Genomic DNA, 24,935 nt, shown 5'->3' with positions numbered 1-24,935 from the left:
AGATGTCCGACATTTGTACAACCCGCGGCTGCGCGATGATGTATCCGTGACGACGGTCATCGATCTTGACGCGCGCCCCGCCGACGACCCGGAACGACCGCGGCCCGCCCGCCACCGCCGCTGGTGGGCCGCCGCGATCCTGCTGGTGCCGCTGCTGGTCGGCGGCTCGGGCGCGGCGCCGGCCCGGGACCCGGTGGCGATCCTGGCGGGCGACCGGATCAGCGCCGTGGCCGGGGACGTGTCCACGATGTACGTGATGTCGGCCGGAATCCTCGCCGCGTTCCGCCTGCCCGGCGGCGCCCGCGCGTGGTCGGCGCCGGTGCCGGAGGGCGCACACCTGGTGTACACCGGCGCGACGCGGGTCGTCGTCAGCGTCCTGAACGATCCGGTGCTGATCGGGCTCGACGCCGGTACCGGAGCGGAGGTCTGGCGCAAGAGCGGCTGGATCCCGGCCGTCCACGGCTGCACCTGCGCCGACGGCGTCGTGCTCGCCCAGCACGTCGCGGCCGCGGGCACCCTGGACATGGCCGGCCTCGACCCGGCCACCGGGGCCGCGCGCTGGTCGCTCGAACCGCCCCTGGGCGGCGCGCAGCGGCTCGTGTTCACCGGCGACCTGCGCGTCCAGATCGCCGTGCTCGACGCCGGCGGCACGCTGCGGCTGCACCGCGCCGACACCGGCGCCGTCGTGCGCACCGTCACCCTCGAGAGCCCCGGCGCCGTCGACGGGTTCGCGCTCTCCGGTGACCGGCTGCTCGCCTACCGCACCGGCGACCGGGCCACCGTGTTCGACCTGACGACCGGCCGGCGGTTGTGGGAGCACAAGGCCGCCTACCTGCTCTGGTGCGGGCCGATGCTGTGCACCGGCGACGAACAGGGCCCGACGACCGTGCTCGACCGCGACACCGGCCGCGAGCTGTGGAAGATGGACGGGCCGCCGTCCGGGGTGCGCCTGACGGGCCGGTACCTCATGGCGCCGCCCGGTACCGACGGCATTCGCATCCTGGAGCCCGCCACCGGCCGGCAGGTCGCCCGGCTCGACGGCTGGACGCCCGTCGGAGCCCTGGACGAGCCCCGCCTGATCGTCGCCGGCGGCCCGCTGCTCGGCGTCCTCGACCCGGCGACCGGCCGGGCGAAGGTGCTCGGCCGGGCCGACGCCAAGGCCGATCCGCAGGACTGCTTCATCACCGGGGCGCTGCTGGTGTGCCGGTTGGACGCGAGCCGGGCCGGGGTCTGGGAGGTGCCGGCCTGACCCCGCGGCGTGGGGCTTACCCCCCGCACATTCGGGGGTCCGGGGTACCGACTTCGGGGCCCGGATTTTGAAGGATCGTAGGCATGACCGCCGTTGTCACCAAGCCCGTCCGGGATCCGTTCATCGACCTGCTGCGGGTGCTCGCGATGGGCGTCGTGCTCGGCATGCACTGGCTCACGCCGCTCATCACCGCGCCGGGCGGGCAGATCCGGGTCGAGATCCTGCCCAGCGGCCCGGCGGCCTGGATCGCGAGCTGGTGCATCCAGGTCATGCCGGTCATCTTCCTGGCCGGCGGGGTGGCCAACACCGCGGTCGCCGGCGCGTACCGGGGGCGGTTCGCGCAGTACCTCGCGGTGCGCGGGGCGCGGCTGGTCGTGCCGGCCGTCGTCCTCGTCGGCGTCGTCGCGCTGGTCGCGAGCGCGGCCGGCGGGCTCGGGCACCCGCAGATCGGCCGCGCGGTCAGCCTGTCGGCAATGAAGCCGCTGTGGTTCCTCGCCGTCTACCTCGGTGTGCTGGCGCTCGCCCCGGCGATGGTGGCGGCCCAGCGGCGCTTCGGCTGGGGCGTGCCGGCGGCGTTGGCGGCGGCCGCGCTGGGCGTCGACGCGGTGCGCTTCGCCGGGCACGAGTGGGCCGCGGTGCTCAACTACGCGTTCGTCTGGCTGTTCGCGCACCAGCTCGGCATCGCCTACGCCCTCGGCGCGGTGCGCTCGGCGCGGCCCGGAACCCTCGCCGCGGCCGGGATCGGCGCCGTGGCCACGTGCGTGGGCATGGTGGCGCTCGGCCCGTACCCACCGTCGATGATCGGCCTCAGTGACGTGCCGGTGTCGAATCTCGCGCCGCCCACCGGCGCCCTGGTCGCCCTCGCGGTGGCCCAATTCGCCGCGATCACCTGGCTGGGGCGGCGGTTCGGCGGGGCGCTGCGCACCGAGCGCTGGCGGCGCACGCTCGACGAGGCCAACAAGCCGCTGATGACCATCTACCTCTGGCATTTGCCCGCGATGGTACTGCTGGTCGGCGCCGGACTGGTCGCGCCCGCCCTGCTGCTGCCGGAGTCCGGTCCACAGTGGTGGCTCGTCCGTCCACTGTGGCTGGTCGGCTGCGTGGCGATCCTCGTCGGCCTGGTCCGGGTGTTCCACCGCTTCGAGTCGGTGCGGCTGCCCGCCCTCGGCACGCACGCCCGACCGGCAACGGCGCTGGCCGGGATCGCGCTGGCCGCGGCCGGCATCGCGTGGGCCTGGCAGCACGGCGCGGCCCTGGACGGCGGCCTGGTCGCCCTGGTCTGCTCGCTCGGGTTCCTCGCCTACGCTCAGGTGCCGACGAAGGAACGCGTGAAAGCGGCCGCAAATGAAGCCGCGCTCATCGGCCGGCCGAAGTGATAGCCCTGGGCCAGGCGGTAGCCGGCGGCGTGGAGGCGCTCGGCCTGCTCCGCGGTCTCCACGCCCTCGGCCACCGCGTCGATGCCGAAGTCGGTCGTGAAGCCGATGAGGTTCTTGACGATGACCGCGCCCGCGCTGCCCGCCGCCGCCCCGCTGACGAACGACTTGTCCACCTTGAGCACGTCGACCGGGCAGTTCAGCAGCAGGCTCAGCGAGGAGTGCCCGGTGCCGAAGTCGTCCAGGGCGACCCGCAGCCCGAGTTCCTTGAGCCGGCGCAACTGGTCGGCGGCGATCTCGGTGTTGAGCACCGCGGTCTCCGTCACCTCCAGGATCAGCCCGGCCGGGTCGGCGCCGGTCCGGCGCAGGATGGCCACGACCGTGTCCACGAAGCCCGGGTCGGCGAGCTGGCGGGCCGAGACGTTGACGCTGATCCGCGGACCGTTCTCGCCGTGGGTGTACCGCCAGTCGGCGAGCTGCCGGCACGCCTGCCCGAGCACCCACGTGCCGATCTCGTCGATCGCCCCACTGCGCTCGGCCAGCGGGATGAACACGTCCGGCGGCACCAGCCCGCGCGTCGGGTGCTGCCAGCGCAGCAGCGCCTCGGCCCCGGCCGGGCGGCCCGAGGGCAGTTCCACGATCGGCTGGTACAGCAGGAACAACTGCTCGTCGCGCAGCGCGGTGCGCAGGTCCTCGGAGAGCCGGGCGGCCTCGGCCCCGGCGAGGTCCATGCCCGGGTCGAACCACTGCCAGTGCCGCCCGCCGGAGCCCTTCGCCGCGTACATGGCGACGTCGGCCCGGCGCAGCAGTTCCGCCGGGTCGTCGCCGGGGCGGGAGTCGGTGACGCCCATGCTCACGCCGGGGGTGACGACGGTGCCGTCGAGGTCGGCCGGCTGCTGGACCGCCGCCACCACGCCGGCCAGGAGGGGCTCGACGTCGTGGGCATCGGTCAGTACCAACGCGAACTCGTCACCGCCGAGGCGCACGACGGTGCCGTGGTCGCCGACCGTCGCCGCGAGGCGGGTGCTGGTGGCGGTGATGAGCCGGTCGCCGACGTGGTGGCCGAGGCGGTCATTGACCAGCTTGAAGTCGTCGAGGTCGAGCAGCGCGACGCGGAAGCGGCGGTCCTCGGCCAGCAGGCGCCGGGTGTACTCCTCGAACAGGATCCGGTTGCCCGCGTCGGTCAGCGCGTCGTGGGTCGCCTGGTGGGTGAGCCGGTCCTGGTAGCGGTGCAGCTCGCGCAGCTGGGCGTCGACGGTGGTCAGCAGCCGCTGGTTGTCGCGCAGGGCGATGATCTGCCGGACGATGACCAGGCCGGTGAGCGCGACGGCGACCGCCTCCATCGCGCGGACCTCGCCGGGCTGGTTGGTGCTGGTCGCCAGCAGCAGCCCGTCGGCCCCGGCGACGGCCAGGAACGGCACGATGCTGATCCGGCGCTTGCGCGGCTTCTCGGCCGGCCCGTCGGCGGCGCGCAACTGGCTCGTCGCGGCCAGGTGGATGGCCAGGGCCGCGATCGGCACCGAGACGAGGCTCGTGGACAGGTACGGCCGCGCGACCAGCAGCGGCGTCAGGCTGCCGAACCCGGCGCTGACCGCCGCCCCGCCGGCCAGGATGCGCAGGGCCCGCCGGTCGAGCCGTCCGGCCCCGGCGAACGCGACCTTCACGAACGTCGCCATGGACACGAACGCGACCAGACTGATCGAGAGCATCGCGCCGGCGTTGCCGGTCTGCCCGACCCAGCCGCGGTGGTCGCGGAGGATGAAGTGCCACAGCACCGCGCTGACCGTGATCAGCACCACGAAGGCGTCGATGCCGAAGCGGATCCAGTCGCTGCGGCTGCGCTGCCACGACGGCAGCCGCAGCAGCGCGAACAGGACGGTCCCGAGCACGGACAGGTAGCCGGCGAGGGTGAACGGCCCGACCTTCTGCGACGGCTCCGCCCCGCCGGTGGCGTCGACCGCGTTGGCGATCGTGCCGAGGGCGAGCAGCACCGAGGCGAGACCGAGATGCCGCCAGAACCGCCGCGTCGCCTGGTCGAGGTCGCCCCGCCGGGCCGCCGTCCAGCACGCGCGCGCGGCGAGCAGCGCGACCACGGGCAACGGCAACCAGCCGACGACCGGATGGCTCCACACATGCCCGATGCCGGCGATCACCCACGCCGCACTCGCGGCGAGCATCGCTGCGGCGGCGACCAGCGAGCCGTACGCCTGGATCACACCATGAGTTCGCACCACGCCCTGACGTCGGCCGCGCCGGCCGGAACTTGAGCCCTCAAGCGTTGCGGTCGAGGACGTGCCGGCTCCACGCCTGGATGGCGTCGGTCTGTGCGGGGGTGAGGGGGTCGAAGAAGTACCGCCGGATGTTCTCGGCGTGTCCCAGGATGGCGTCCCGGACCGCATCACGTCCCTTGGCGGTGAGCCCGATCCCGGCGCGGCGGCCGCCGGGTTCGTGCGCGATCCGCTCGACGAGCGCGCGCTGCTCCATCCGGGTCAGCTGGTGGGCGACGCGGCTCTTCTCCCAGTCGAGCGCCTCGGCGAGCTCCCCGACGCGCAGCCGGCCGCCCTGCGCCTGGTGCAGGGTGACGAGGACGCTGAACTCGGCCTTGGAGATGCCGTGGTCGCGCTGCAGGCCGCGGTCGAGCTCGCGGGCCAGGACGCGCTGGGCCTGCATCCAGTCGTTCCAGAGCTTCCACTCCTCGGGCCGCAGGTCCATGTTGCCCAGCTTAGTGCAGCGTCGTATAGAGTTGACGCGTCAACTCGCTGGAGGAGGTTGGGCATGCCCCGTGTGATCGTGGTCGGCGGAGGGTACGGCGGCTCGCTGGTCGCCAAGTCCCTCGACACGCTGGCGGACGTGACGCTGATCGATCCCCGGGAGGGCTTCGTCAACGCGGCCGCGTCCCTGCGCGCCCTGACCCGCCCGGATTTCGCCCCGAACGCGTTCTTCCCGTTCGCGTCGCTGCTCGCCCACGGCCGGGTGGTGCACGACCGCGCGGTCTCGGCCGACCCGGGCGGCGTGACGCTCGCCTCGGGTGCGCGGGTGGACGCTGAGTACGTCGTGCTGGCGACCGGTTCGAGCTACCCGTTCCCCGCGAAGCCGGTCTCGACCGCCATCGCCCAGCAGCTCGACGACCTGCGCGCCGCGCACAAGGAGCTGGCCGCGTCGACGCGCGTGCTGATCGCGGGGGCCGGCCCGGTCGGGCTGGAGCTGGCCGGGGAGATCAAGGAGGTCTGGCCGGACAAGTCGGTGCTCGTCGTGGACCGGGGCGCCCAGCTGCTGCCCGGATTCCTCCCGGAGGTGCGCGCGGATCTGCACCGCCGGCTGGACGCGCTGGGTGTCGAACTCCGCCTCGGTACCGTCCTGCCCGCCCTCCCGGCGCTCGAACCCGGCCGCCGCGGACAGGTCGGGGTGCTCGCCGCGGACATCTGGTTCCGCGCCTTCGGCGTGCACGTCAACACCGACTACCTGACCGACGGCCGGTTGACGCCCTTGAACTCGCAGGGTCTGGTCCCGGTGACCGACCGGCTGCACGTGCGCGGCTACGAGCACGTCTACGCCCTCGGCGACATCGTCGACCTGCCGGACCCGAAGATGGCCTCGTACGCGATGACCCACGCCGAGGTCGTGGTGCGCAACATCGCCGCCCAGCTGTCCGGCGAACAGCCGCCGGCGGTGTACGTGCCGCCCGTGGAGCGCCGGATCCTCCTGCCGCTGGGCACCCGCGGCGGGGTCGGCCAGCTCCCGACGCACGCCGGGGTCGCGCCGGCCGCGCCGGAGGTGGTCTACGAACGCAAGGGCCGCGACCTGTTCACCGCCCGCTTCGCCGAACGCTTCACGGTTTGACATCCTCGGCGCCCGAAACGCGCTCGAAGCCGTCGTCGCTCATGGACTCAGCAGGAAGTCCCGCAGCCCGTCGACGGCCCAGGCGATGTCGTCCTCGTCGGTGTACGGGGCCAGCCCCAGCCGCAGCCCGTGCTCGTCCGGCACATCCAACCGCCGGAACGGCTCGTAGGCGTAGAAGGACCCCGCCGGCGCCAGCACGTCCCGCGCCGCCAGGAACTCGAAGGCATCCCACGTCCGCCGGCCCGGCAGCGTGACCAGCAGCGTCGGGGTCCGCGAGGCCGCGCGTGAATGCACGACCGCATTCCCGCCAAGCCCAGCGATCCCGTCTTCAAGCAACCGCAAGAGCCGAGTCTCGTGTACCTCGATCGCCTCCCACGAAGCCCGCAACTGCTCACGCCGCGTAGTACAAGAACCCGGCGCGAGCGCAGCGAGGAAGTCGACGGCGGCCGTAGCACCGGCCATGATCTCGTACGGCAGGGTGCCCAGCTCGAACCGCTCCGGCACGTCGTCCGTAGCCGGCAGCAGCTTGTCCGGCCACAACGAAGCAAGCAGCGAGGGATCCGCGCCGAGGACACCACAATGCGGCCCCAGCAGCTTGTACGGCGAGCACACGAACAGGTCCGCCCCCAGCGCAGGCACGTCGATCAGCGCGTGCGCGGCCAGATGCACCCCGTCGACGTAGACCAGCGCACCCACCGCATGCGCGCGGTCGGCGATCGACCGCACCGGCGGCCGGGTGCCGATCAGGTTCGACGCGCCCGTGACGGCGACCAGCCGCGTCCGATCGGTGATGGCGGCCTCAACCGAAGCCGGGTCCACCTCGGACGTCACGGGGTCGAAGTCGATCCAGCGCACGGTCGCCCCGGCCCGCTCCGCCGCCTGCACCCAGGGCCGGACGTTGCAGTCGTGGTCGAGCCGCGACACCACAACCTCGTCCCCCGGCTGCCACTGCTTGGCGAGGGCCCGCGAGAAGTCGTACGTGAGCTGCGTGGCACTCCGCCCGTACACCACCCCGCCGGCGGGCACGCCGAGCAGGTCGGCGTACGCCGAACGAAACGCCGTCACCGCATCGTCGGCGTTGCGCTGGGAGCGCGAGGTCCGCCCCCGGTTGGACAGCGGCCCGGTCAGGGCGGAAGCGATCGCCGCGCCGACGACCGAGGGCGTCTGCGTCCCCCCGGGCCCGTCGAAGTAGGCGATCCCGGACGAGAGAGCCGGAAACTCACCGCGCAGCGCAACAACGTCGTACGACATGCCGATCAGTCTCGCAGCGCCAGCGGCCCGCCGTGCCCCGGGAGGCCGCGGTCGGGTGGGATCGCGGGTTCCGTGCCGTCGCTCGCCGTAATCCCCTGAGCGCGGGTCATGTCACCCAACTGCGTGAAATAGGCACCGACTGCGGCAAGCGCGGAGCGCACCGAGGCGAGCAGCACCGAACCCGCGCGTTCGACCACGTCGGCCTCGAACCGCTCGAACGCTTGCACCCCTTCGAGCACCGCCTCCTTCAGCTCGCGCAGCAACCGCACGTCAGCGTCCGCGTACGCGTGGCACAGCGCGGTCACCTGGCGGTGCGAGACATCCGCGAGCAGCAACTCCTTGGCCGCGGTGAGCGAACCGCGCACGAACGAGCCGTCCAGCGCGGCCACATCCGCGTCGTAGGCGCGCACGTCCTGGTGCGGGTCGCAGAAGCCGACGGTGTGCTGCCACAGCACCCGCAGATCGTCCTGCAGCAGGCCGTCGAGGTAACTGACCAGGAAGCGGCGGTGGGCCTCCAGGACGTACTGGGCCTTGAACGGGGTGAGCTCCGCCGGGTCCTCGCCCAGCGTGGCCACGGCCGCGGTGAAGCCGTAGTCGGCGGTGAGCGCGTTCTCCATGCCGACGAGCAGGTAGACGAACCGGACCCAGGTCCGGAACAGCTCCTCCAGGGGCAGCGCGCGCAGGCCGGCCTCGGTCAGGACCACGCCCCAGCGGGCGCCGAAGGACAGCCGGCGCAGGTGGCCGATCTGGTACATGGCCAGCTGGGCGTCGATCTCGGCGTGGGCGTGGTGCAGCACCTTGCGGTAGGCGGCGGTCGCGTCCAGCCCGGCGTGGTTGCGCACGATGTGCGGGCCGCCGATGTGCAGGTGGACGAACTCGGTCACGTCGAAGACGGCGCCGCCGATCGCCATCCAGTGGCCGGCCTCCTCGGTGTTGTGCCGGGCCAGGTCCGACACGTCGAAGCGGGGGCCCTGCTGGGCGTGGCCGAGGTACGTCGTGAACACGTCCTCCCCCAGCCGCCCCTCGGCGACCAGCCGGCGCATGTACTCGCGGCCGTCGCCCGGCGCGATGCCGGTCAGCGCGCGGACCACGGCGGCGGCGAACGGGGCGCTGCCGCAGACGTAGAAGTGCGCCCCGCGGCCGCCGTCCTCGACCGGGCGCAGGAGCTCACGCAGTACAACCGCGTCGTTGGCAATGATGGCGTCGACGCGCCGGCGGTGACCGTCGAGCACGGTGTGGGTCTTGCCGTCGAAGGCGACGGACTTGTCGGCGCGGGAGAACGCGACCTCCAGCCGGAGCCGGCCGTCGGCCGCCGCCGCGTCCAGCAACTGCCGGGCCTCGTGCTCGACGAACTCGGCGGGGGTGCGGACGCCGAGGTAGAGGTGGCGCTCGCGGCCGGCCAGGAAGCCGAGGAACGGGGCGATGCCGGAGCCGGCCGCGAACATGACGACCGGCACGTCCGGGTCGGCGGGCAGCCGGAACCGGGGCGTGGGCACGATCTGCAGCGGGATCCGCTTGCGGCCCTCGGCGGCCGCGCGGCGCAGGAAGTGCGAGGCGGCGCCCTGGCGCGGGCGCGGGTACGACCACGGGGTGCGCGCCGAGGTGTACTCCAGCCCGGCCACCACCAGCCGCAGCGTCGTCGCGGGTTTGCCGGGCGGCGGGGCGGAGGCGATCGAGTACAGGCGGAACGGTTCCGGCGGCACGAGCGCGCAGAACGCGTCGGGCTCCCCCGGGCCGGCCTTCCACAGCCGGGTGACGTCGTACCCGCCCGCGTACAGCAGGTTCAGCACGTCCCACAGCTCCCACTGGTCCTCCATGCGCGCGTCCACGACACGCTGCCAGGAGCCGACGGCGGTGAGCCGGACGAGCCGCTTGGCCACGTCCCGGCCGATCGGGCGCAGCCGCGCGAAGCGGAGCAGGGTGCGCAGCGGCAGCACGTCGACCTCGCCGAAGCCGGCCCGGCAGGCGACGGCGGCCCGCCAGCGCGGGGTGAGGCCGACGAGTTCGTCGCCGGTCGCCTGCAACGCCGCCACGGTACGGCGGACAAGCTCGTCATCGTGCTCGGCCAGCACCCCGACGCGGTCGCCGGGCTGGTGGTGCACGCCCTGCCCGGTCACGTCGAGGTCGAGGTAGCAGGTCCACCGGCCGGAGTCGCCGGTGACCACCCGGCCGCGGCGGGCGGTGCCGAACACCACCGGCGGGCCGACCGGCGGGCGGCGCTCGTCGCGGACCACGGCCAGCTCGCCGTCGACCTTGTCCCAGGTGCGGTCCTTGAACAGGCCGGTGAACCGGGCGCCGGTGGTCACCTGCCGGCCGACCTTGAACGACACCTCCAGGAACCCGTACGCCTTGATCCGGTGCAGGCCCATCCAGCCCCGGTCGCCGACGTAGGCGTCGAGGACCGCGTTGTACACGCCGCGCAGGGTGCTGTTGCGGGTCTGCTCGATGTACTGGCGGACCGACACCTCCCGCAGCGCGGCCACCAGCTCCTGCCAGTGCCGCGGGAAGAACCCGGCCAGGTAGGTGCTCTGCTGCCCGACCAGCGAGCCGTAGTCGCGCCGCTCCAGGAACGCGTCGATCGCGTGGACCTGGGGCTGGGCGGTGCCGCTGGGGCTCGGCGCGCCGTCGAAGATCGGGACACCGGCGGTGCCGACGGTCTTGGCCCACAGCACCTGGTCGAGCGGGCGGCGGGCGCGGGGGTTGGGGTCGATCTGCGGGTACACCACCTGGGTCACGTGCTGCAGGCGCTCCAGCACGACCAGCAAAGCCCGCTCGACCAACTGCGGATCGTCGGCGACCACCGCCTCCTGCGCCTCGACCATCGCCCGCAGCACCGGCGTCAGGCCCATCGCGAACTCGGTGGTGACCAGGTAGAAGACCCGCTCGGCGGCGTTGTTCCAGGTCGGCACCAGCAGGTCCAGGTTCGCGAGGGCCCGCGGGCCGGCCGGATCGCGCAGCCGCCAGTTGTAGAAGAACAGGTCGATGTAGGACACCGCCGGCTGCTGCTTGCCCAGCCGCGCCGACACCGTCTGCCACGGCCGCAGCAGCGCGTCGGGCAGTGCGGCGGGCGGGTCGATGGCCATGTACTGGTACGCGTGCGCGAACACCCCGAGCAGCGTCGAGGCGCGCAGGAGATACCGGTCGGGCAGCGCCTCGGGCCGCGCGTCGAGGACGGGCAGCGCGTCGAAGGCCCGGCGCAGCGCCAGCCGCCGGAACAGCTCGGGCAGCCGGTCGGTCATCTCGTCCCAGGCCCGGTGCGACTCCGGGAACGCGGTCAGCGGCGGCTCGACCGGCAGGAAGCCGTGCTCCAGCGACAGGAACCCGTCCAGCTCGTGCCCGGCCTGCCGGTTGTGCGCCTCGGCCGCCTCGATGACCCGCCGGGCCGCGACGCTGGGCCGCCCGACCGGGTGCAGCGAGGTGAGCTGGCCCGCGTCCATGAGCGCGGTGACATCGGGATCCACGAACCAGAAGGCCAGCTCGTACCGTCCGATGCGCAGCCGGTCGCCCGCTTCCAGCACGTGCCGGGTGACCCGGGCGTCGTTGACGAAGGTGCCGTTGGTGCTGCCGAGGTCGGTCAGCACGAGCCGGTCCCCGTCCAGGTCCAGCCGGGCGTGGCGGCGGGAGACGTCCCGGTCGTCGAGCGCGACCACCGCTCCCAGGCTGCCGCCGCCCCCGTCTCCCGTGCTGCCGCCGCCCCGGCCGAGCACGACCGGCAGCGGGCACACCCGCTCGGTCGTCTCGCGGGTGTGCCGATCGGTGAGCCGCAGCCGGAGGTCAGGAATGGTAGATCACCGCGCGGCACAGGTCGGCCCGCGACAGCGTCCCCACGAGGGCGCCGTCGTCGACCACGGGGAGCCGGCGCAGGTTCCGCTCGAGCATCACGATCGCGGCGCGGGCCAGCTCGTCGGCCGGCCGTACCGTCGCGGTGTCCCGCACGACCAGGGGGTCGACGACCCGGTCGGCGAGGGTGCGGCCGCGCTCCAGGAACAGCGCGAACGCGTCGGCCAGGGTGCCGCCGGCCGCGGTCACGTCGTCGAACCCGGGCAGCATGGCCCGCACCAGGTCCTCCTCGGCAAGCGCGCCGACGAACCGCCCGTCGTGGTCGAGCACCATGAGCTGCCCGACCTCGGACACACTGATCACCTCGGCGGCCCGGCGGATGGTCGCGCCGAGCCGGATGTACGCCGGGAACGCCGTCATGACGTCGCTGACGAGCACCCACTCAGTATCGTGACCTTGGCCACTGCAAAGATCAGTCTTTTGGACATCCTTACCATGGAGCAACGGTTCCGTCGTACTGATGGAAGAGGCCGGTCGGGCCGTCGTCGTCCAGCAGCGCCAGCCGCACCGCCGCCGCGGCCGCCTCCGCCGGATCGCCGTCCGCGGTCTGCGCGCGGGAGTTCAGGTCGGTCCGGCGCAGACCCGGGGCCAGGGCGTTGACCCGGAACCCGGGCAGCGCCTGGGCATAGAACAGGGTCAGCGCGTTGAGGGCCGCCTTCGAGGAGCGATAGGCCGCACCGGTACCGGCCGTCTGGTACAACCCGCCCGCCGCGCTCCACGTCAGCGAGCCCGTCCCGCTGGAGATGTTCACGATCCGCGGATGCTTCGAGCGGCGCAGCGCCGGCAGGAACGCGTTGGTGACCGCGAGCACGCCGAACACGTTCGTCTCGTACGTCGTCCGGAACGCCGCCACGCTGCTGTCCGGCGGCGCGCCACCGTCGTCGGCGATGATCCCGGCGTTGTTCACGAGGATGTCCAGCTCCGGCACGGCGGCGCTCGCCGCGTCGATGCTCGCCTGGTCGGTCACGTCGAGCTGGATCGCCCGCCCGCCGATCGCGGCCGCCGCCTCCTCGCCCCGGCCGAGGTCCCGGGCCCCGACGTAGACGGTCAACCCGGCCGCCGCGAGCTGCTGGGCGATGTGCCGGCCGATGCCCTTGTTGGCGCCGGTGACCAACGCCGTGGAAAAGTTGCTCATGCGGAGAGCCTGGCGCGTCCGATCGGGGCATTCCAGGTACAACCGATGCCTGGAACACGAGGAGGCGGCCATGGCGCGCGCGGAACTCGGGCGCTTCCTGCGGGACCGGCGCGAGGCCCTGCGGCCGCACGACGTGGGCCTGCCCGCCGGACCCCGGCGCAGGACCCCCGGCCTGCGGCGCGAGGAGGTCGCCGGGCTGGCGGCGATGTCCGTCGAGTACTACGCCCGCCTCGAACAGGCCCGCGGCCCCCAGCCGTCCCGGCGCATCCTCGACGCGCTCGGCGCCGCCCTGCGCCTCGACCCGGCCGAGCGCACCCACCTGTTCCGCCTGGCCGGGACCGCCCCGGCCGCCCCGCCCGGACCGTCCCGCCGGGTGCGGCCCTACGTCGCCGGGCTGCTGCACCGGGTCGACGCGGCGGCGGTGGTCACCTCGGCCGCGTACGACGTGATCGCCTGGAACCCGCTCGCCGCGGCGCTGCTGACCGGCCTCGGCGACCACCCCAACCTGGCCCGCCGGCGCTTCCTCGGCGGCCCACCGGCGAGCTCCGGTGCGGAGGAGTTCGGGCACATCGCGGTCGCCCGGCTGCGGGCCGCCGCCGACCGCTACCCACACGACGAACCCCTCGCGCGGCTGCTGGATGAACTCAGCGTGAGCGAGGAGTTCCGCCACGTGTGGGCCCAGAATCCGGTCCGGGCCCCGGGACACCGCTCGAAGATCATTGAGCACCCGGTCCTCGGCTCCCTGCACGTGCACTGTGACGTGCTCGAAGTCCCCGGCGACGACCAGCAGGTGGTGTTCCTCACGGCCGATCCGGGCTCGGCGTCGGCCAGAGCGCTGGAAAAGCTTGCCTGAGCTGTGACTTTTCCGGCTCCGGTCCGGTGCTATACGGTCAGTGAGTGAGAATTGAGCGTCATTGGTGGAACGGCGACAACAGCGTGCGGGGACGTAGGGACATCTACATCCGAACCAATGGCGAGTCCTGGGAGGTCGAGGCCCGGGTCGGCGGCGGTTCCGGCCGGTCGAAGATCCACCAGTGCCCCGGCCAGCAGTCGGCCGAGATCCTGGCCGGCGCGTGGCGGGCCGGGAGCAGCCGGTGGCAGGTTGTAGCGCCCTGATCACCATTGCCCGGGATCAGGTAGACTGACGTCGAGGCCGCCCTCCCTGGCGGCCGCGCTCGATGTCCCACGCCACGTTGCCGCGGCCACGACGGCCTGCGCCGGGCGGGATATCCCCTTCGACGTTCGGAGAGTTCATGGCGGCCCGCCGCCCTACGTTTGCTGATCTTGGCGTGCCCAGCGCGCTCACCCGTGTCCTCGCGGCGAACGGCGTTGACAGCCCGTTCCCGATCCAGGCCGCGACCCTGCCCGACGCGCTCGCCGGGCGCGATGTGCTCGGCCGGGGCCGCACCGGCTCCGGCAAGACCTACGCCTTCGTGCTCGCGGTCCTGACCAGGCTCGCCGCCACCGCCAAGCCCAAGCGGGCGGCGGGCCGGCCGCGGGCGCTGATCCTCGCCCCGACCCGCGAGCTGGCCACCCAGATCCACACCGTGATGGCCCCGCTGGCCCAGGCGGTCGGCCTGCGCACGGCCACCGTCTTCGGCGGCGTCGCGTCCGGCCCGCAGGTCAACGCGCTGCGCTCCGGCGTCGACGTGCTGGTCGCGTGCCCGGGCCGGCTCGCCGACCTGGTCGACGGCGGCCACGCGCGGCTCGACGCGATCGAGATCACCGTGCTGGACGAGGCCGATCACATGGCCGACCTCGGGTTCCTTCCCGTGGTACGGCGCCTGCTCGACCAGACCCCGCGGACCGGCCAGCGGCTGCTGTTCTCGGCCACGCTGGACGCCGGCGTGGACGTGCTCGTGCGGCGGTACCTCAGCAACCCGGTCGAGCACAGCGTCGACACGGCGCTGTCCCCGGTCGCCGCGATGACCCACCACGTGCTGCACGTGCACGCCGAGGACCGGTTCGCGGTGCTGGTCGAGCTGACCGCGGCGCCCGGGCGGACCGTGGTGTTCACCCGGACCAAGCGCGGGGCGCGGGCGCTCACCCGCCGGCTCGTGACCGCCGGGGTGCCGGCCGTGGAGCTGCACGGGAACCTGGCCCAGGCGGCCCGGACCCGCAACCTGCGCGCCTTCTCCGACGGGGACGTGCGCACGCTCGTGGCCACGGACATCGCGGCGCGGGGCATCGACGTGGAGGACGTGTCGCTCGTCGTGCACGCGGACCCGCCGTCGGAGCACAAGGCGTACCTGCACCGCTCGGGCCGCACCGCCCGCGCCGGGGCGACCGGCACGGTGGTCACGCTGATGACCGCCGGGCAGGCGGCCGAGGTGCAGGAGCTGACGCGCAAGGCCGGGATCAAGGCCACCACGACGCGGCTGCGCCCGGGTGACCCGCTGCTGCACACCTTGGCCCCGGGCGAGCGGGTGCTGGTACCGCAGCAGCCGGCGGCCTCCCCCGAACCGGTCGCGAACGGCCGTCCCCAGCAGCGCAAGCCGCAGACCGCCAACGGCGGCCGGGGCCGGCGCGGCGGGGCGAAGCCGGCTTCCGCGTCCACGCGGCACGCCCCGGCGGAGACGGTCGCGGCCCAGCCGCGCACCGGTGCCGCCGCGTTCTCGTCCCGGGCCTGGCCCGGCCGGCGCGGCGGACGTTAATCAAGAACAGAAACGGCGCCCGGCCACATTGGCCGGGCGCCGTTCACTGTTCATCTGTGGTTCAGATGGCGCGGATGTTCGCCGCCTGCGGGCCCTTCTGGCCCTGCGTGATCTCGAACTCGACCCGCTGGTTCTCCTCGAGGCTGCGGAAGCCGCCCGCGGAGATCGCGGAGTAGTGCGCGAACACGTCCGGGCCGCCGCCATCGGGCGAGATGAAGCCGAAGCCCTTTTCCGCGTTGAACCACTTCACAGTGCCGACGGTCATAGCTGTCTCCTTCGCAGAGCAGTCGGAGGCCACACCGTGTGGCCTCGCTCGCGTCGCCGCTTTGATGACCCTGCTTCCGGAAACCCGGCAATACTGACCGCGCCCGTGGGTGCGATACCCACGGGCGCGGCAACGTATGTGGAAATCAAGCTTGCAACACGCCAACTTTAGCACGGGCCCGGCAGATGCACTGGCCACCGCCATCGATTTCGCCCTCCCGGGCGAGCGGGTGAGATCAGTAGGAGAACGTCGTCGCGCCGGAATCACCGATCCACTCCCACATCGGCACGGTCCCGCCGAGGGTGGCGCCGTCGATGAGCGCGGCCTTGTCGAGGTGCCGGGCATCGAAGCAGATCGGGCAGACGAGGTACCGCCCGCCGGCCGCCGCGTACCGCGCGACGAGGCCGGCCAGGGGTGGGCAGCCCTCGCACGCGACCGCCGTCGCCACCCCGGTCACGGCCAGCCGGGCCGCCTCCTTGGTCAGGAACATCAGGGTCGGCCGGCCCGACTCGGCCGCCCCGACGGCGACGAGGAACGCCACCGTGACCCGTTCCGCGTCCTCCAGGCCGGTGATCAGGCTGACCACGGCCTTCCCGCTCGCACTTGTCATGGCCCGGGACGGTAGCCACGGCGCCGGGCCGGGGCGTGGGCAGAAATGCCCATCTTGGCGCGCGCCCGGCGAGGTGGCTGAACGCGACATAAGGTCAACAGGGTGAGCCCCGAGACGTTGCTGCTGCTTGCGCTGGGCGCCCTGGCCATCGTGGCGGCGGTGCGCTGGATCGGCGAGCGGACCGGCCTGCCCGCCGCCGCGCTGCTGCCGGTCGTCGGCATCCTCTACGCGCTGCTGCCCGGCCCGAACATCTCGCTGGACCCGCACATCGCGCTCACGTTCATCCTGCCGCCGCTGCTGTACTCCGCGGCGCTCGACTCGTCCCTGCTCGCCATCCGGGCCAACCTGCGGATCGTGATCGGACTCTCGGTGCTGCTGGTGCTGGCCACGGCGATCCTGATCGGGGCCGGGTTCGCGCTGTTCGTGACCGGGGCGACGCTCGCCGCCGGGGTGGCCGTCGGGGCCGCCTGCGCGCCGCCGGACCCGGTGGCCGCGCTCGCCGTCGGGCGCAAGGTCGGGCTGCCGCCGCGGCTGATCACGATCATCCAGGGCGAGGGGCTGCTCAACGACGCGACCGCGCTGACCATCCTCAACGTCGCGGTGGCGGCGGCGGTCGGCGGGCACTTCTCGGCGCCGATGGCGGCCGGGTTGTTCCTGCTCGCGGCGGCCGGGGGCACCGCGGTCGGGGTCGGGGTGGCCTACCTGGTGCGGATGCTGCGCCCGATCGCCAAGGACGCGCTGCTGGCCAACGCGCTGTCGCTGGCCACGCCGTTCGTGGCGTATCTCGTCGGTGAGCGCCTGCACGTCAGCGGCGTGCTGGCGGTGGTCGTGGCCGGGCTGATCGTGGGGCACGACACGCCGCGCTCGGGGACCGGGGCGAGCCGTCTGCAGACCACTGCCGTGTGGCGGCTGGTCGATTTCCTGCTCGAGGGGCTCGTGTTCCTGCTCATCGGGCAGCAGCTTCCGGCGGTGTTGCGGGGGCTCCGGCAGTACACAACGGGAACCATCGTGACCGCGCTGGCCATCTCAGTGGGCGTGACCCTGCTGCTGCGGCCGGTGTGGCTGGTGCTGACGCAGGCCGCGCACCTGCTGCTGCGCCGCGAGGACGAGGGGCTGGCCGGTCGCGAGATCGCCGCGCTGAGCTGGGCCGGGACCCGCGGGGTGATCAGCCTGGCCGCGGTGTTCACGATCCCGCTGGTCACCGACGCCGGCGAGCCGTTCCCGGACCGGGACCTGCTGCTGTTCTGCACGTTCGTGGTGGTGCTGGTCACGCTGGTCGGGCAGGGGCTGTCCTTCGCGCCGCTGGTCCGGCTGCTCAAGCTGCGGCACAACGCGGTCGACGACGCGCGGGAGCGCAACGAGGCGCGGGCGGCGACGGTGCACGCGGCGCTCGACCGGCTCGACGATCTCGACCAGGACGAGCCGGCCGAGCGCGCCGAGATCGAGTCGCTGCGGCGCAAGCTCAAGGAGCGGCTGCGACGGTACGAGCACCGCCTCGACCTGCTCAAGGACGCTGACTCCGACGAGCTGCCGGTGTCGGAGCGCTACGAGTCCGCTCTGCGGATCCGGCGGCTGGCGATCGAGGCGCAGCGCGACGAGCTGCTGCGCCGCCGGGACGCGGGCCTGCTGTCGGACGAGGCGCTGCGCCGGCTGGAGCGCGAGCTCGATCACGAGGAGCGGGTCCTTCCCGACCGTCCCGCGTAAAGGTTCCGCGTAATCCCATCTGGTGAGTGGGATTGACGAACGAGGGCCATCTTCACTACATTACCTACTCACTAAGTAGACAACGTAGAGAATGACCTCCCCCAAGGATGGCTCCCCGTGAAGCTGCGTACCCGCGCGCTCGCCGTCAGTGCCGCGTTACTCCTCCCCGGGACCGCGCTGACCGCCTGCGCCGGCACCGCCGACAACTCGACCTCCGCGGACAGCGGCGGCGCCGTGACCCTGTCGCTCGTCGCCTACTCGACCCCGCAGGCGGCGTACGAGCAGCTCATCGCCGCGTTCCAGAAGACCGACGCCGGCAAGAACGTGAAGTTCACCCAGTCCTACGGCGCCTCCGGCGACCAGAGCCGCGCGGTGGCCAGCGGCCTCAAGGCCGACGTCGTCGCGTTCTCGCTGGAGCCGGACATCACCCGCCTGGTGACCGCCAAGCTGGTCGACGCCGGCTGGAACAGTGACCAGTACAAGGGCATGATCACCGACTCCGTCGCGGTCATCGGCACCCGCAAGGGCAACCCGAAGAACCTCAAGACCTGGGACGACCTGACCAAGCCGGGCGTGCAGGTGCTCACCCCGAACCCGTTCACCTCGGGCGGCGCCAAGTGGAACATCCTGGCCGCCTACGGGGCCAAGACGAACAAGGGCAAGGACGCGGCGGCCGGGGCGGCGTTCCTCGACTCGCTGTTCAAGAACGTTCCGGTGCAGGACAACAGCGGCCGCGCCTCGCTGCAGACGTTCACCAGCGGCAAGGGTGACGCCTTCATCTCGTACGAGAACGAGGCCCTCTTCGCCCAGAAGAACGGCCAGGCCGTGGACTACACCGTGCCCGACGACACGATCCTGATCGAGAACCCGATCGCGGTGACCAGCAACAGCGCCCACCCGGCCGAGGCCAAGGCGTTCGTGGACTACCTGCACACGGCCGAGGCGCAGAAGATCTGGGCCGACAACGGCTACCGCCCGGTCGTCAAGGACGCCGGCGGCCGCACCTTCCCGACCCCGTCCGGCCTGTTCACCATCGGTGACCTCGGCGGCTGGTCGAAGGTGAACAAGGAACTGTTCGACCCGGGCAACAGCGTGATGGCCTCGATCGAGCAGAAGCTCGGCATCTCCACCTCGGCCGCCCCCAGCCCGGCGGCGTCCAAGTAATGACCGCCACGGCCGTCAGCAAGCCCACCGGGTCCGGCACCGCGCCGGGCCCGGCCGGGCCGCGTGTACGCCGCCCCCGGCCCCGGGTCGGCACGGCGCTCAGCCTGGGCACGGCGGTGCTGTACCTCAGCCTGATCGTGCTCATCCCGCTCGCCGCCGTCGTGTGGCGCTCGACCGAGGGCGGATGGGACACGTTCTGGCGGGCCGTGCAGACCCCGGACGCCTGGGCCGCCCTGAAGCTCACCGTCGGCGCCTCGCTGATCGTGGCGCTCGTCAACGTCGTCATGGGCACCGTCATCGCGTGGGTGCTCGAGCGGGACAAGTTCCCCGGCAAGGGACTCGTCGACACGCTCATCGACCTGCCGTTCGCGCTGCCGACGATCGTGGCCGGCCTGGTGCTGCTCGCGCTGTACGGCACCAACAGCCCGATCGGCATCAACATCGCCTACACCCGCTTCAGCGTCGGGGTCGCCCTGCTGTTCGTCACGCTGCCGTTCGTCGTGCGCACCGTGCAGCCCGTCCTGCGCGAGCTGGACCGGGACATGGAGCAGGCCGCCTACTCGCTGGGCGCCTCGCCGTTCACGACGTTCCGCCGGATCATCCTGCCCAACCTGGCCCCGGCCATGATCTCGGGCGCCGGGCTGGCCTTCACCCGGGCGATCGCCGAGTACGGCTCGACGAACCTGCTCACCGGCAGCATCCCGTTCGAGACCCAGGTGTCCGCGGTGAACATTTTCGGTCGCATCGAGAGCGACGACACGACGTCGGCGGCGGCCATCTCCACCGTGCTGCTCGTCGTCGCCTTCGTGGTGCTGATCGCCCTCGACCTCTTCCAGCGCTGGAGTGCCCGCCGTGGCTAAGTACCCGTTGCGCATCCTGGCCCTTGTCTACCTGCTGTTCCTGCTCGTGCTGCCGGTCGGCCTGGTCATCTGGCGCACCTTCGAGCACGGCCTGCGCCCGGTCATCGACACGCTCACGTCGGAGAACGCCACCCACGCGTTCGCCGTCACGCTGTCCGTGGCGATCTGGTCGGTGCTGGCCAACACGCTGTTCGGCGTCCTGGCCGCGCTGCTGCTCGTGCGGCACCGCTTCCCCGGCAAGCGGCTGTTCGGCGCCCTCATCGACCTGCCGCTGGCCGTGTCGCCGGTGGTCGTCGGCCTCGCCCTGATCCTCGTGTACGGCAAGTTCGCCCCGGCCGGCGGCTGGCTCGAGCGCAATGGGCTGCAGGTCATCTTCTCGCTGCCCGGCATGGTGCTCGCCACCATCTTCGTCTCCCTCCCGCTCGTCGTGCGAGCGATCGTGCCGGTGCTGGAGGAGATGGGCGACGAGCAGGAACAGGCCGCCCACACCCTCGGCGCGTCGCGCTGGCAGACGTTCCTGCGGATCACGATCCCCGGCATCCGCGGCGCGCTCGGCTACGGCGTGGTGCTCTGCCTGGCCCGCGCGCTCGGCGAGTACGGCGCGGTCGCCGTCGTCTCCGGCCGCCTCGTCGGGCAGACCCAGACGGCGACGCTGTTCGTCGAGGAGCGGTACCAGAACTACGACCAGACCGCGGCGTTCACCACCGCCAGCGCGCTGGCCCTGATCGCGATCGTCATCCTGCTCATCACCAAGCTCCTGCGGCCGAAAGAGAACGCCTGATGGCCATCGAAGTGCGCGACGTGAACAAGTCGTTCGGCAAGACGCCGGTGCTGCGCGACATCTCCGTCGACATCGCCTCCGGGTCGCTCACCGCCCTGCTCGGCCCGAGCGGCGGCGGCAAGTCGACCCTGCTGCGCGTGATCGCCGGCCTGGAGCGGCCCGACACCGGCTCGGTGCGCATCAACGAGGTCGACGCGACCGGGCTCACCCCGCAGCGGCGCAATGTCGGCTTCGTGTTCCAGCACTACGCGGCGTTCAAGCACATGACGGTGTACCGCAACGTCGCCTTCGGCCTCGAGGTGCGCCGCCGCCCGAAGGCGGACATCCGCAAGCGGGTCATGGAACTGCTCGAACTCGTGCACCTCGACCAGTTCGCCGACCGCTACCCGGCGCAGCTGTCCGGCGGGCAGCGCCAGCGGATGGCCCTGGCCCGCGCGCTGGCCCCGGAGCCGCAGGTGCTGCTGCTCGACGAGCCGTTCGGCGCCCTCGACGCGCAGGTGCGCAAGGAGCTGCGCACGTGGCTGCGCCGGCTGCACGACGAGGTCCACGTGACCACGGTGTTCGTCACGCACGACCAGGAGGAGGCGATGGACGTCTCCGACTCGATCGTGGTCCTCGCCGACGGGATCGTGCAGCAGGTCGGCACGCCCGGCGACATCTACGAGAACCCGGCCAACCCGTTCGTGATGAGCTTCCTCGGCCCGGTCACGCACCTGGACGGCAAGCTGGTGCGCCCGCACGACGTGGCCCTGTCGCGCGAACCCGGGGGTACCGAGGCGACCGTCACCCGGATCGTGTCCCTCGGCTTCGAGGTGCGCATCGAGGCCCGCGCGGGCGAGCGCGACGTCTGGGCCCAGCTGACCCGGGCGGGCGCGAAGGCAATCGACGTCAAGCCCGGCGACACGGTGTACTTCAGCCCCTCCGCCGAGGCCCGCACCCTGGCCGCCGTGTGACGGCCTCGGTTCGCATGCTGCCCAAGCGCATCGAGTACTCGATCCGGGCGCTGGTCGCCCTGGCCGGCGCCGCGCCGCAGACGGTCAAGGCCCAGGACGTGGCCGACGCCCAGGCGATCCCGCCCGGATACCTCTACGACCTGCTCGCCGACCTGCGCCGGGCCGACCTCGTGCAGGTCCAGCGGGGCACCGGCGGCGGGTACGCGCTCGCCCACCCGCCGGCCTCACTGACCCTCGGCGAGATCGTGCGCCGCCTGGACGGCCCCGGTCAGGACCCGCCGGCCGGCCACGACGACCTGCCGCCGGACCGGGCGATCGAGCGGCTGCACCACCTGTGGGACCGCGCCAACCGGGTCCGGCTGGACTACCTCGACGCGGTCACCCTGGCCGATCTCATCAACTCCCACTGACCGCGAGCTCCTTGGGCGGTGCCGTGAAGTCGCGGCTGGGCAGGGGCGCGAGGCCGTCGCGCTGCACGGCGGCGATCGCGCCGACGGCGGCGTTGGGGACGCCCGCGGCGAGCGGGGCGGCCGCCATCGCGCCGTACTGGCCCGGGGCCGCGCCGACCATGCCCGCGGTGACCAGTTGCGGCGCCGCCACCACGAGGGAGAAGTTCTGACCCTTCGCGCCCAGCCCCGACTGCCCCGCCACGGGACGGCCGACGGTGGCGCGGACGGTGGTGGCGGGGACGGTACCGCCGCCGCATCGGTCGCCGAACGCGGACCTGTCGCCCACCGGGCACCGGCCGGCGTCCATCGCGGCCCGGGCCACCTCGGGGCGCAGGACCTGCTCGCAGTGCGGCCCGATGCCCTCGACCGCCTGCCCGCCGGCGTCGTCGACCTTGGCCACCGGCAGCGGGTCGCAGCGCTTGCCGTCGGCGGCCAGCGTGGCGTACGCGTTGGCCAGGTCGAGCGTGGTGGTCGCGGAGACGCCCAGGGTGAACGCGCCCCACATCTTGCCGTTGTCGCTGAGCATCTTGTCCTCCGGCGCCCGGAACCCGATGCCGAGGCGCTTGGCCATGGCGATCACGGTTTCCGCGCCGAGCTGCTCCTCCAGCGGGATGAAGTACGTCACGACCGCGTGCCGGAACCCGTCCCACATGGTGCGCCTGCCCGACAGGTACGCCGGATCGCCGCTGTTCGCCGGGCAGTAGTGCGGCCCCTCGCAGGCGGCCGGGCTGTTCGGGTCGATGACATACTTCGACACGTACCGCCGCTTCGTGTCGATCGTGTGGTCCAGCGTCATGCCGCTCTCCAGCGCCGCCGCCAGCGTGAACATCAGGAACGGCGCGCCGGCCTGGCCCCCCGGCGTCTCGGCGTTACCGGCGACCAGCGGGTCCACGAGGTCCGGCCCGGACGCCCGCCACGGCGGCTGCCCCGTGTCGGTCGCACTCGGACCGGGCGGCGGCCGCTTGAAGGTGCGGTTGGCCGCCATGGCGCGGATCAGCCCGGTCCCCGGCTCGATCGTGGCGAGCGTGAAGAGCTTCCCGTCGGCGACCGGCACCACCTGGTCGACCCGCTGCTTGGCGCCCTGCTGGAGCTGCGGATCAAGCGAACCGCCTATCTTGTACCCGCCGTGCCGCAACCGATCGCGCCGCTGCGCCTCGTCGTCGCCGAAGGCCGCCTGCGCCTGCCACCACGTGACGACGGCGTCGCAGTAGTACCCCAGTCGTTCACCGGCACCCGCAGGCAGCTCTCCCGGGGGTCGTCGGTGTCGAACCGCGCGATGAGCGTCCTGCCGTCGGCCGCGTACAGCTCCGACGCCTTCTGCTGCTGCGGGACGGACGCGCTCTCCGGGGTTGACGCGGCGTCGTCCCGGGTCTGCCACACGACGACCCCGGCGACCACCGCGAGCACCACGACCACGGCCGCCGCGATCAGTCCCCTGGTGCGTCCCGGCTGCCGCCGCGGCGACTCCAGGATCGATTCGGTGTGTGACTCTCCGGTCATCCGCTGCCCCCGCTGCTCGCTCACCGTGAGGGCTCTGAGCATACCGATCGATGCCCTCGTCGCTTGGACAATGCGCTCACGGTTTGGTTGCGTTGGCTTCCTCTCCTGTCGGCAATCCGGCACTTGCCCCCGGAAATGCGTTGCCGTGGCCCGCCGGTCCGGGCGATGCTGGGCGGGCACCCCCGGTGCGCAGGTCACCGTTACTTCCGCTCTTAACGGGGAAATGCGGGTTCGACTCCCGCCGCCGCCCTCCCGGGCGGCGTCGACCAACGGTAGGTCACCTTGGCCGAAAGGCCATGTCACGGCGGCCGTTTGGACCTCGGGGGTGCACTCGACCTTGTGGCATGGCGCGTCTACCCTTCGCCGGGGGCGACATCCGGCCGCCCGCCTGGAGGAACGAGCATGAAATCCAGCAGTCGAGTGCTGCTCGCGGTCGTACTGTCCGGCGCCCTGGCCCTCACCGCGGCCTGCAGCGGCTCCGACAAGGCCGATAAAACCGACAAAGGCGGCGCCGCGAACAGCTCGGCGGGCCCGGCCGGCACCGGCGACGCGCGCGCCGACCTGACCAACGCCTTCAACAAACTCGCGGGCGTCCCCGCGACCTACTCGACGTCGTCCGCGGCGGGCGGCAACGCCGGGACCAAGCTCACCGGCTCGACCGACCCGGCCAAGAAGTCCAGCACCGCCAAGATGACCGTCACCGCGGCCGAACAGCAGGTCAACGCGGACGTCATCATCGTCGGCACCGACGTGTACGTGAAGGTCAGCAAGGAGATCCCCAACGTCGACGCCAAGAAGTGGATGCGCGTCGACAGCGCCAAGACCTCGCTGGCCAAGCTGGGCCTGGGCAACCCCGGCGACCCGGCCAACATCAAGGGCTTCGCCGACGCCATCGTCACGGCCGAACGCACCGGCGCCGGCGCGTACAAGGGCACCTTCGACCTGACCAAGCGCCCCTCGCCCGCAACGACCACTGACATGATCCAGAAAATGGGCGACGCGGCGAAGACCGTGCCGTTCGAGGCCACCATCAGCCCCGACGGCTACCTGGCCAGCCTGTCGTTCGAGACGGCGGCGGTCGGCCGGCAGGTCCCACCGACCACGTCGAAGACCACGTTCAGCGACTTCGGCAAGGCGGTGAAGATCAGCAAGCCGGCCGCTTCGGAGATTCAGCCTACGAACGCCGCCTTCCTGGCCCAGTTCGCCGCCTGACGCTTTTGTACCCGGGGCCGCTTCCTTATGCGGTCCCGGGTTTCGCTTCTTGTTTCGCTTCTCGTTTCGCTTCTTTTGCGGGTCCCGGGTTTCGC

At 72.5% G+C, this 24,935-nt stretch carries 23 protein-coding genes; 13 read left to right on the top strand and 10 right to left on the bottom strand.

The genetic code is table 11. The features are described from left to right. Window positions 1-46 precede the first annotated feature (46 nt). On the top strand, window positions 47-1,249 hold the full coding sequence (locus tag ACQP00_RS18725) for a PQQ-binding-like beta-propeller repeat protein (RefSeq protein WP_433220768.1): 1,203 nt from the start codon (window positions 47-49) through the stop codon (window positions 1,247-1,249). Between the two features lie 83 nt (window positions 1,250-1,332). Beyond that, entirely contained in the window at window positions 1,333-2,625 is a 1,293-nt protein-coding gene (locus ACQP00_RS18720; RefSeq protein WP_433220766.1) for an acyltransferase family protein, read from the top strand. Here the strand turns inward: ACQP00_RS18720 and ACQP00_RS18715 are convergent. Together ACQP00_RS18715 and ACQP00_RS18710 are read right to left on the bottom strand one after the other, a co-directional pair. Beyond that, a complete protein-coding gene (locus ACQP00_RS18715) occupies window positions 2,556-4,856 on the bottom strand; it encodes a putative bifunctional diguanylate cyclase/phosphodiesterase (RefSeq protein ID WP_433220764.1) in 2,301 nt (766 codons plus the stop codon). The genes ACQP00_RS18720 and ACQP00_RS18715 overlap by 70 nt on opposite strands. Before the next feature lie 37 nt (window positions 4,857-4,893). After that, complete coding sequence (locus ACQP00_RS18710; RefSeq protein WP_433220762.1) at window positions 4,894-5,334, bottom strand: MarR family winged helix-turn-helix transcriptional regulator; 441 nt, start codon at window positions 5,332-5,334, stop codon at window positions 4,894-4,896. A 63-nt stretch (window positions 5,335-5,397) separates the two neighbouring features. Here ACQP00_RS18710 and ACQP00_RS18705 point away from each other — a divergent pair, with 63 nt between their 5' ends. Further along, window positions 5,398-6,462 (top strand): FAD-dependent oxidoreductase, encoded by a 1,065-nt coding sequence (locus ACQP00_RS18705; RefSeq protein ID WP_433220760.1) that lies wholly within the window; start codon window positions 5,398-5,400, stop codon window positions 6,460-6,462. 39 nt (window positions 6,463-6,501) lie between these two features. Here the strand turns inward: ACQP00_RS18705 and ACQP00_RS18700 are convergent, their stop codons facing one another. From ACQP00_RS18700 to ACQP00_RS18685, 4 genes are read right to left on the bottom strand one after another with little or no spacing between them, the layout of a single operon-like run. Then, window positions 6,502-7,713, bottom strand: coding sequence for a cysteine desulfurase-like protein (locus ACQP00_RS18700; RefSeq protein ID WP_433220758.1), 1,212 nt, complete (start codon window positions 7,711-7,713; stop codon window positions 6,502-6,504). Window positions 7,714-7,718: 5 nt separating this feature from the next. Further along, window positions 7,719-11,438 (bottom strand): FHA domain-containing protein, encoded by a 3,720-nt coding sequence (locus ACQP00_RS18695; RefSeq protein ID WP_433220756.1) that lies wholly within the window; start codon window positions 11,436-11,438, stop codon window positions 7,719-7,721. Window positions 11,439-11,487: 49 nt separating this feature from the next. Then, entirely contained in the window at window positions 11,488-11,931 is a 444-nt protein-coding gene (locus tag ACQP00_RS18690; protein ID WP_433220754.1) for a CBS domain-containing protein, read from the bottom strand. Between the two features lie 52 nt (window positions 11,932-11,983). Continuing rightward, window positions 11,984-12,688 carry an SDR family NAD(P)-dependent oxidoreductase gene (locus ACQP00_RS18685; RefSeq protein WP_433220752.1) on the bottom strand — a complete coding sequence of 235 codons (705 nt, stop codon included), beginning with the start codon at window positions 12,686-12,688 and terminating at the stop codon, window positions 11,984-11,986. Window positions 12,689-12,758: 70 nt separating this feature from the next. On the opposite strand from ACQP00_RS18685, the gene ACQP00_RS18680 reads away from it, so the two are divergent. From ACQP00_RS18680 to ACQP00_RS18670, 3 genes are all read left to right on the top strand, one after another. Next, a complete protein-coding gene (locus ACQP00_RS18680; protein WP_433220750.1) occupies window positions 12,759-13,541 on the top strand; it encodes a helix-turn-helix transcriptional regulator in 783 nt (260 codons plus the stop codon). A gap of 44 nt (window positions 13,542-13,585) precedes the next feature. Continuing rightward, window positions 13,586-13,804: a hypothetical protein gene (locus tag ACQP00_RS18675; RefSeq protein ID WP_433220748.1), complete on the top strand. Its 219-nt coding sequence runs from the start codon at window positions 13,586-13,588 to the stop codon at window positions 13,802-13,804. A 137-nt stretch (window positions 13,805-13,941) separates the two neighbouring features. Then, entirely contained in the window at window positions 13,942-15,342 is a 1,401-nt protein-coding gene (locus ACQP00_RS18670) for a DEAD/DEAH box helicase (RefSeq protein ID WP_433220746.1), read from the top strand. 61 nt (window positions 15,343-15,403) lie between these two features. On the opposite strand, the gene ACQP00_RS18665 is transcribed toward ACQP00_RS18670, so the two are convergent. Then, on the bottom strand, window positions 15,404-15,607 hold the full coding sequence (locus tag ACQP00_RS18665; protein WP_433062662.1) for a cold-shock protein: 204 nt from the start codon (window positions 15,605-15,607) through the stop codon (window positions 15,404-15,406). Window positions 15,608-15,842: 235 nt separating this feature from the next. Further along, on the bottom strand, window positions 15,843-16,217 hold the full coding sequence (locus ACQP00_RS18660) for a hypothetical protein (RefSeq protein WP_433220744.1): 375 nt from the start codon (window positions 16,215-16,217) through the stop codon (window positions 15,843-15,845). A 102-nt stretch (window positions 16,218-16,319) separates the two neighbouring features. Between ACQP00_RS18660 and ACQP00_RS18655 the strand changes: the two genes are divergently transcribed. From ACQP00_RS18655 to ACQP00_RS18630, 6 genes are all read left to right on the top strand, one after another. Then, window positions 16,320-17,921 carry a Na+/H+ antiporter gene (locus ACQP00_RS18655; RefSeq protein ID WP_433220742.1) on the top strand — a complete coding sequence of 534 codons (1,602 nt, stop codon included), beginning with the start codon at window positions 16,320-16,322 and terminating at the stop codon, window positions 17,919-17,921. Window positions 17,922-18,038: 117 nt separating this feature from the next. Next, a complete protein-coding gene (locus ACQP00_RS18650; RefSeq protein ID WP_433220740.1) occupies window positions 18,039-19,085 on the top strand; it encodes a sulfate ABC transporter substrate-binding protein in 1,047 nt (348 codons plus the stop codon). Further along, the gene (gene cysT / locus ACQP00_RS18645) at window positions 19,085-19,945 is read left to right on the top strand and encodes a sulfate ABC transporter permease subunit CysT (protein ID WP_433220738.1); all 861 of its coding nucleotides are present in this window, start codon (window positions 19,085-19,087) and stop codon (window positions 19,943-19,945) included. The genes ACQP00_RS18650 and cysT overlap by 1 nt, the downstream gene beginning before the upstream one ends. Beyond that, window positions 19,938-20,726 (top strand): sulfate ABC transporter permease, encoded by a 789-nt coding sequence (locus ACQP00_RS18640; protein ID WP_433220736.1) that lies wholly within the window; start codon window positions 19,938-19,940, stop codon window positions 20,724-20,726. Before cysT ends, ACQP00_RS18640 begins: the two co-directional genes overlap by 8 nt. Then, entirely contained in the window at window positions 20,726-21,679 is a 954-nt protein-coding gene (locus ACQP00_RS18635) for a sulfate/molybdate ABC transporter ATP-binding protein (protein ID WP_433220734.1), read from the top strand. Before ACQP00_RS18640 ends, ACQP00_RS18635 begins: the two co-directional genes overlap by 1 nt. Next, a complete protein-coding gene (locus tag ACQP00_RS18630; protein WP_433220732.1) occupies window positions 21,676-22,089 on the top strand; it encodes an RrF2 family transcriptional regulator in 414 nt (137 codons plus the stop codon). The genes ACQP00_RS18635 and ACQP00_RS18630 overlap by 4 nt, the downstream gene beginning before the upstream one ends. On the opposite strand, the gene ACQP00_RS18625 is transcribed toward ACQP00_RS18630, so the two are convergent. Then, window positions 22,076-23,185: a penicillin-binding transpeptidase domain-containing protein gene (locus tag ACQP00_RS18625; protein ID WP_433220730.1), complete on the bottom strand. Its 1,110-nt coding sequence runs from the start codon at window positions 23,183-23,185 to the stop codon at window positions 22,076-22,078. The genes ACQP00_RS18630 and ACQP00_RS18625 overlap by 14 nt on opposite strands. Before the next feature lie 53 nt (window positions 23,186-23,238). After that, window positions 23,239-23,652: a hypothetical protein gene (locus tag ACQP00_RS18620; protein WP_433220728.1), complete on the bottom strand. Its 414-nt coding sequence runs from the start codon at window positions 23,650-23,652 to the stop codon at window positions 23,239-23,241. A 378-nt stretch (window positions 23,653-24,030) separates the two neighbouring features. Between ACQP00_RS18620 and ACQP00_RS18615 the strand changes: the two genes are divergently transcribed. Next, window positions 24,031-24,840, top strand: coding sequence for a hypothetical protein (locus ACQP00_RS18615; protein ID WP_433220726.1), 810 nt, complete (start codon window positions 24,031-24,033; stop codon window positions 24,838-24,840). Window positions 24,841-24,935: the final 95 nt, after the last annotated feature.

This window comes from Dactylosporangium sp. CS-047395, from assembly GCF_050942185.1.
Classification (GTDB): Bacteria; Actinomycetota; Actinomycetes; order Mycobacteriales; family Micromonosporaceae; genus Dactylosporangium.
The sequence above is the reverse complement of the archived record's forward strand: the minus strand, read 5'-3'. Positions and strand labels throughout refer to the sequence as shown.

Bases quoted from the DNA above. Each gene is read 5' to 3' on its own strand.
- ACQP00_RS18665 (WP_433062662.1), bottom strand. From the start codon at position 15,607: ATGACCGTCGGCACTGTGAAGTGGTTCAACGCGGAAAAGGGCTTCGGC.
- ACQP00_RS18720 (WP_433220766.1), top strand. From the start codon at position 1,333: ATGACCGCCGTTGTCACCAAGCCCGTCCGGGATCCGTTCATCGACCTG.
- ACQP00_RS18660 (WP_433220744.1), bottom strand. From the start codon at position 16,217: ATGACAAGTGCGAGCGGGAAGGCCGTGGTCAGCCTGATCACCGGCCTG.
- ACQP00_RS18685 (WP_433220752.1), bottom strand. From the start codon at position 12,688: ATGAGCAACTTTTCCACGGCGTTGGTCACCGGCGCCAACAAGGGCATC.
- ACQP00_RS18700 (WP_433220758.1), bottom strand. From the start codon at position 7,713: ATGTCGTACGACGTTGTTGCGCTGCGCGGTGAGTTTCCGGCTCTCTCG.
- ACQP00_RS18635 (WP_433220734.1), top strand. From the start codon at position 20,726: ATGGCCATCGAAGTGCGCGACGTGAACAAGTCGTTCGGCAAGACGCCG.
- ACQP00_RS18710 (WP_433220762.1), bottom strand. From the start codon at position 5,334: ATGGACCTGCGGCCCGAGGAGTGGAAGCTCTGGAACGACTGGATGCAG.
- ACQP00_RS18615 (WP_433220726.1), top strand. From the start codon at position 24,031: ATGAAATCCAGCAGTCGAGTGCTGCTCGCGGTCGTACTGTCCGGCGCC.
- ACQP00_RS18670 (WP_433220746.1), top strand. From the start codon at position 13,942: ATGGCGGCCCGCCGCCCTACGTTTGCTGATCTTGGCGTGCCCAGCGCG.
- cysT (WP_433220738.1), top strand. From the start codon at position 19,085: ATGACCGCCACGGCCGTCAGCAAGCCCACCGGGTCCGGCACCGCGCCG.
- ACQP00_RS18705 (WP_433220760.1), top strand. From the start codon at position 5,398: ATGCCCCGTGTGATCGTGGTCGGCGGAGGGTACGGCGGCTCGCTGGTC.
- ACQP00_RS18680 (WP_433220750.1), top strand. From the start codon at position 12,759: ATGGCGCGCGCGGAACTCGGGCGCTTCCTGCGGGACCGGCGCGAGGCC.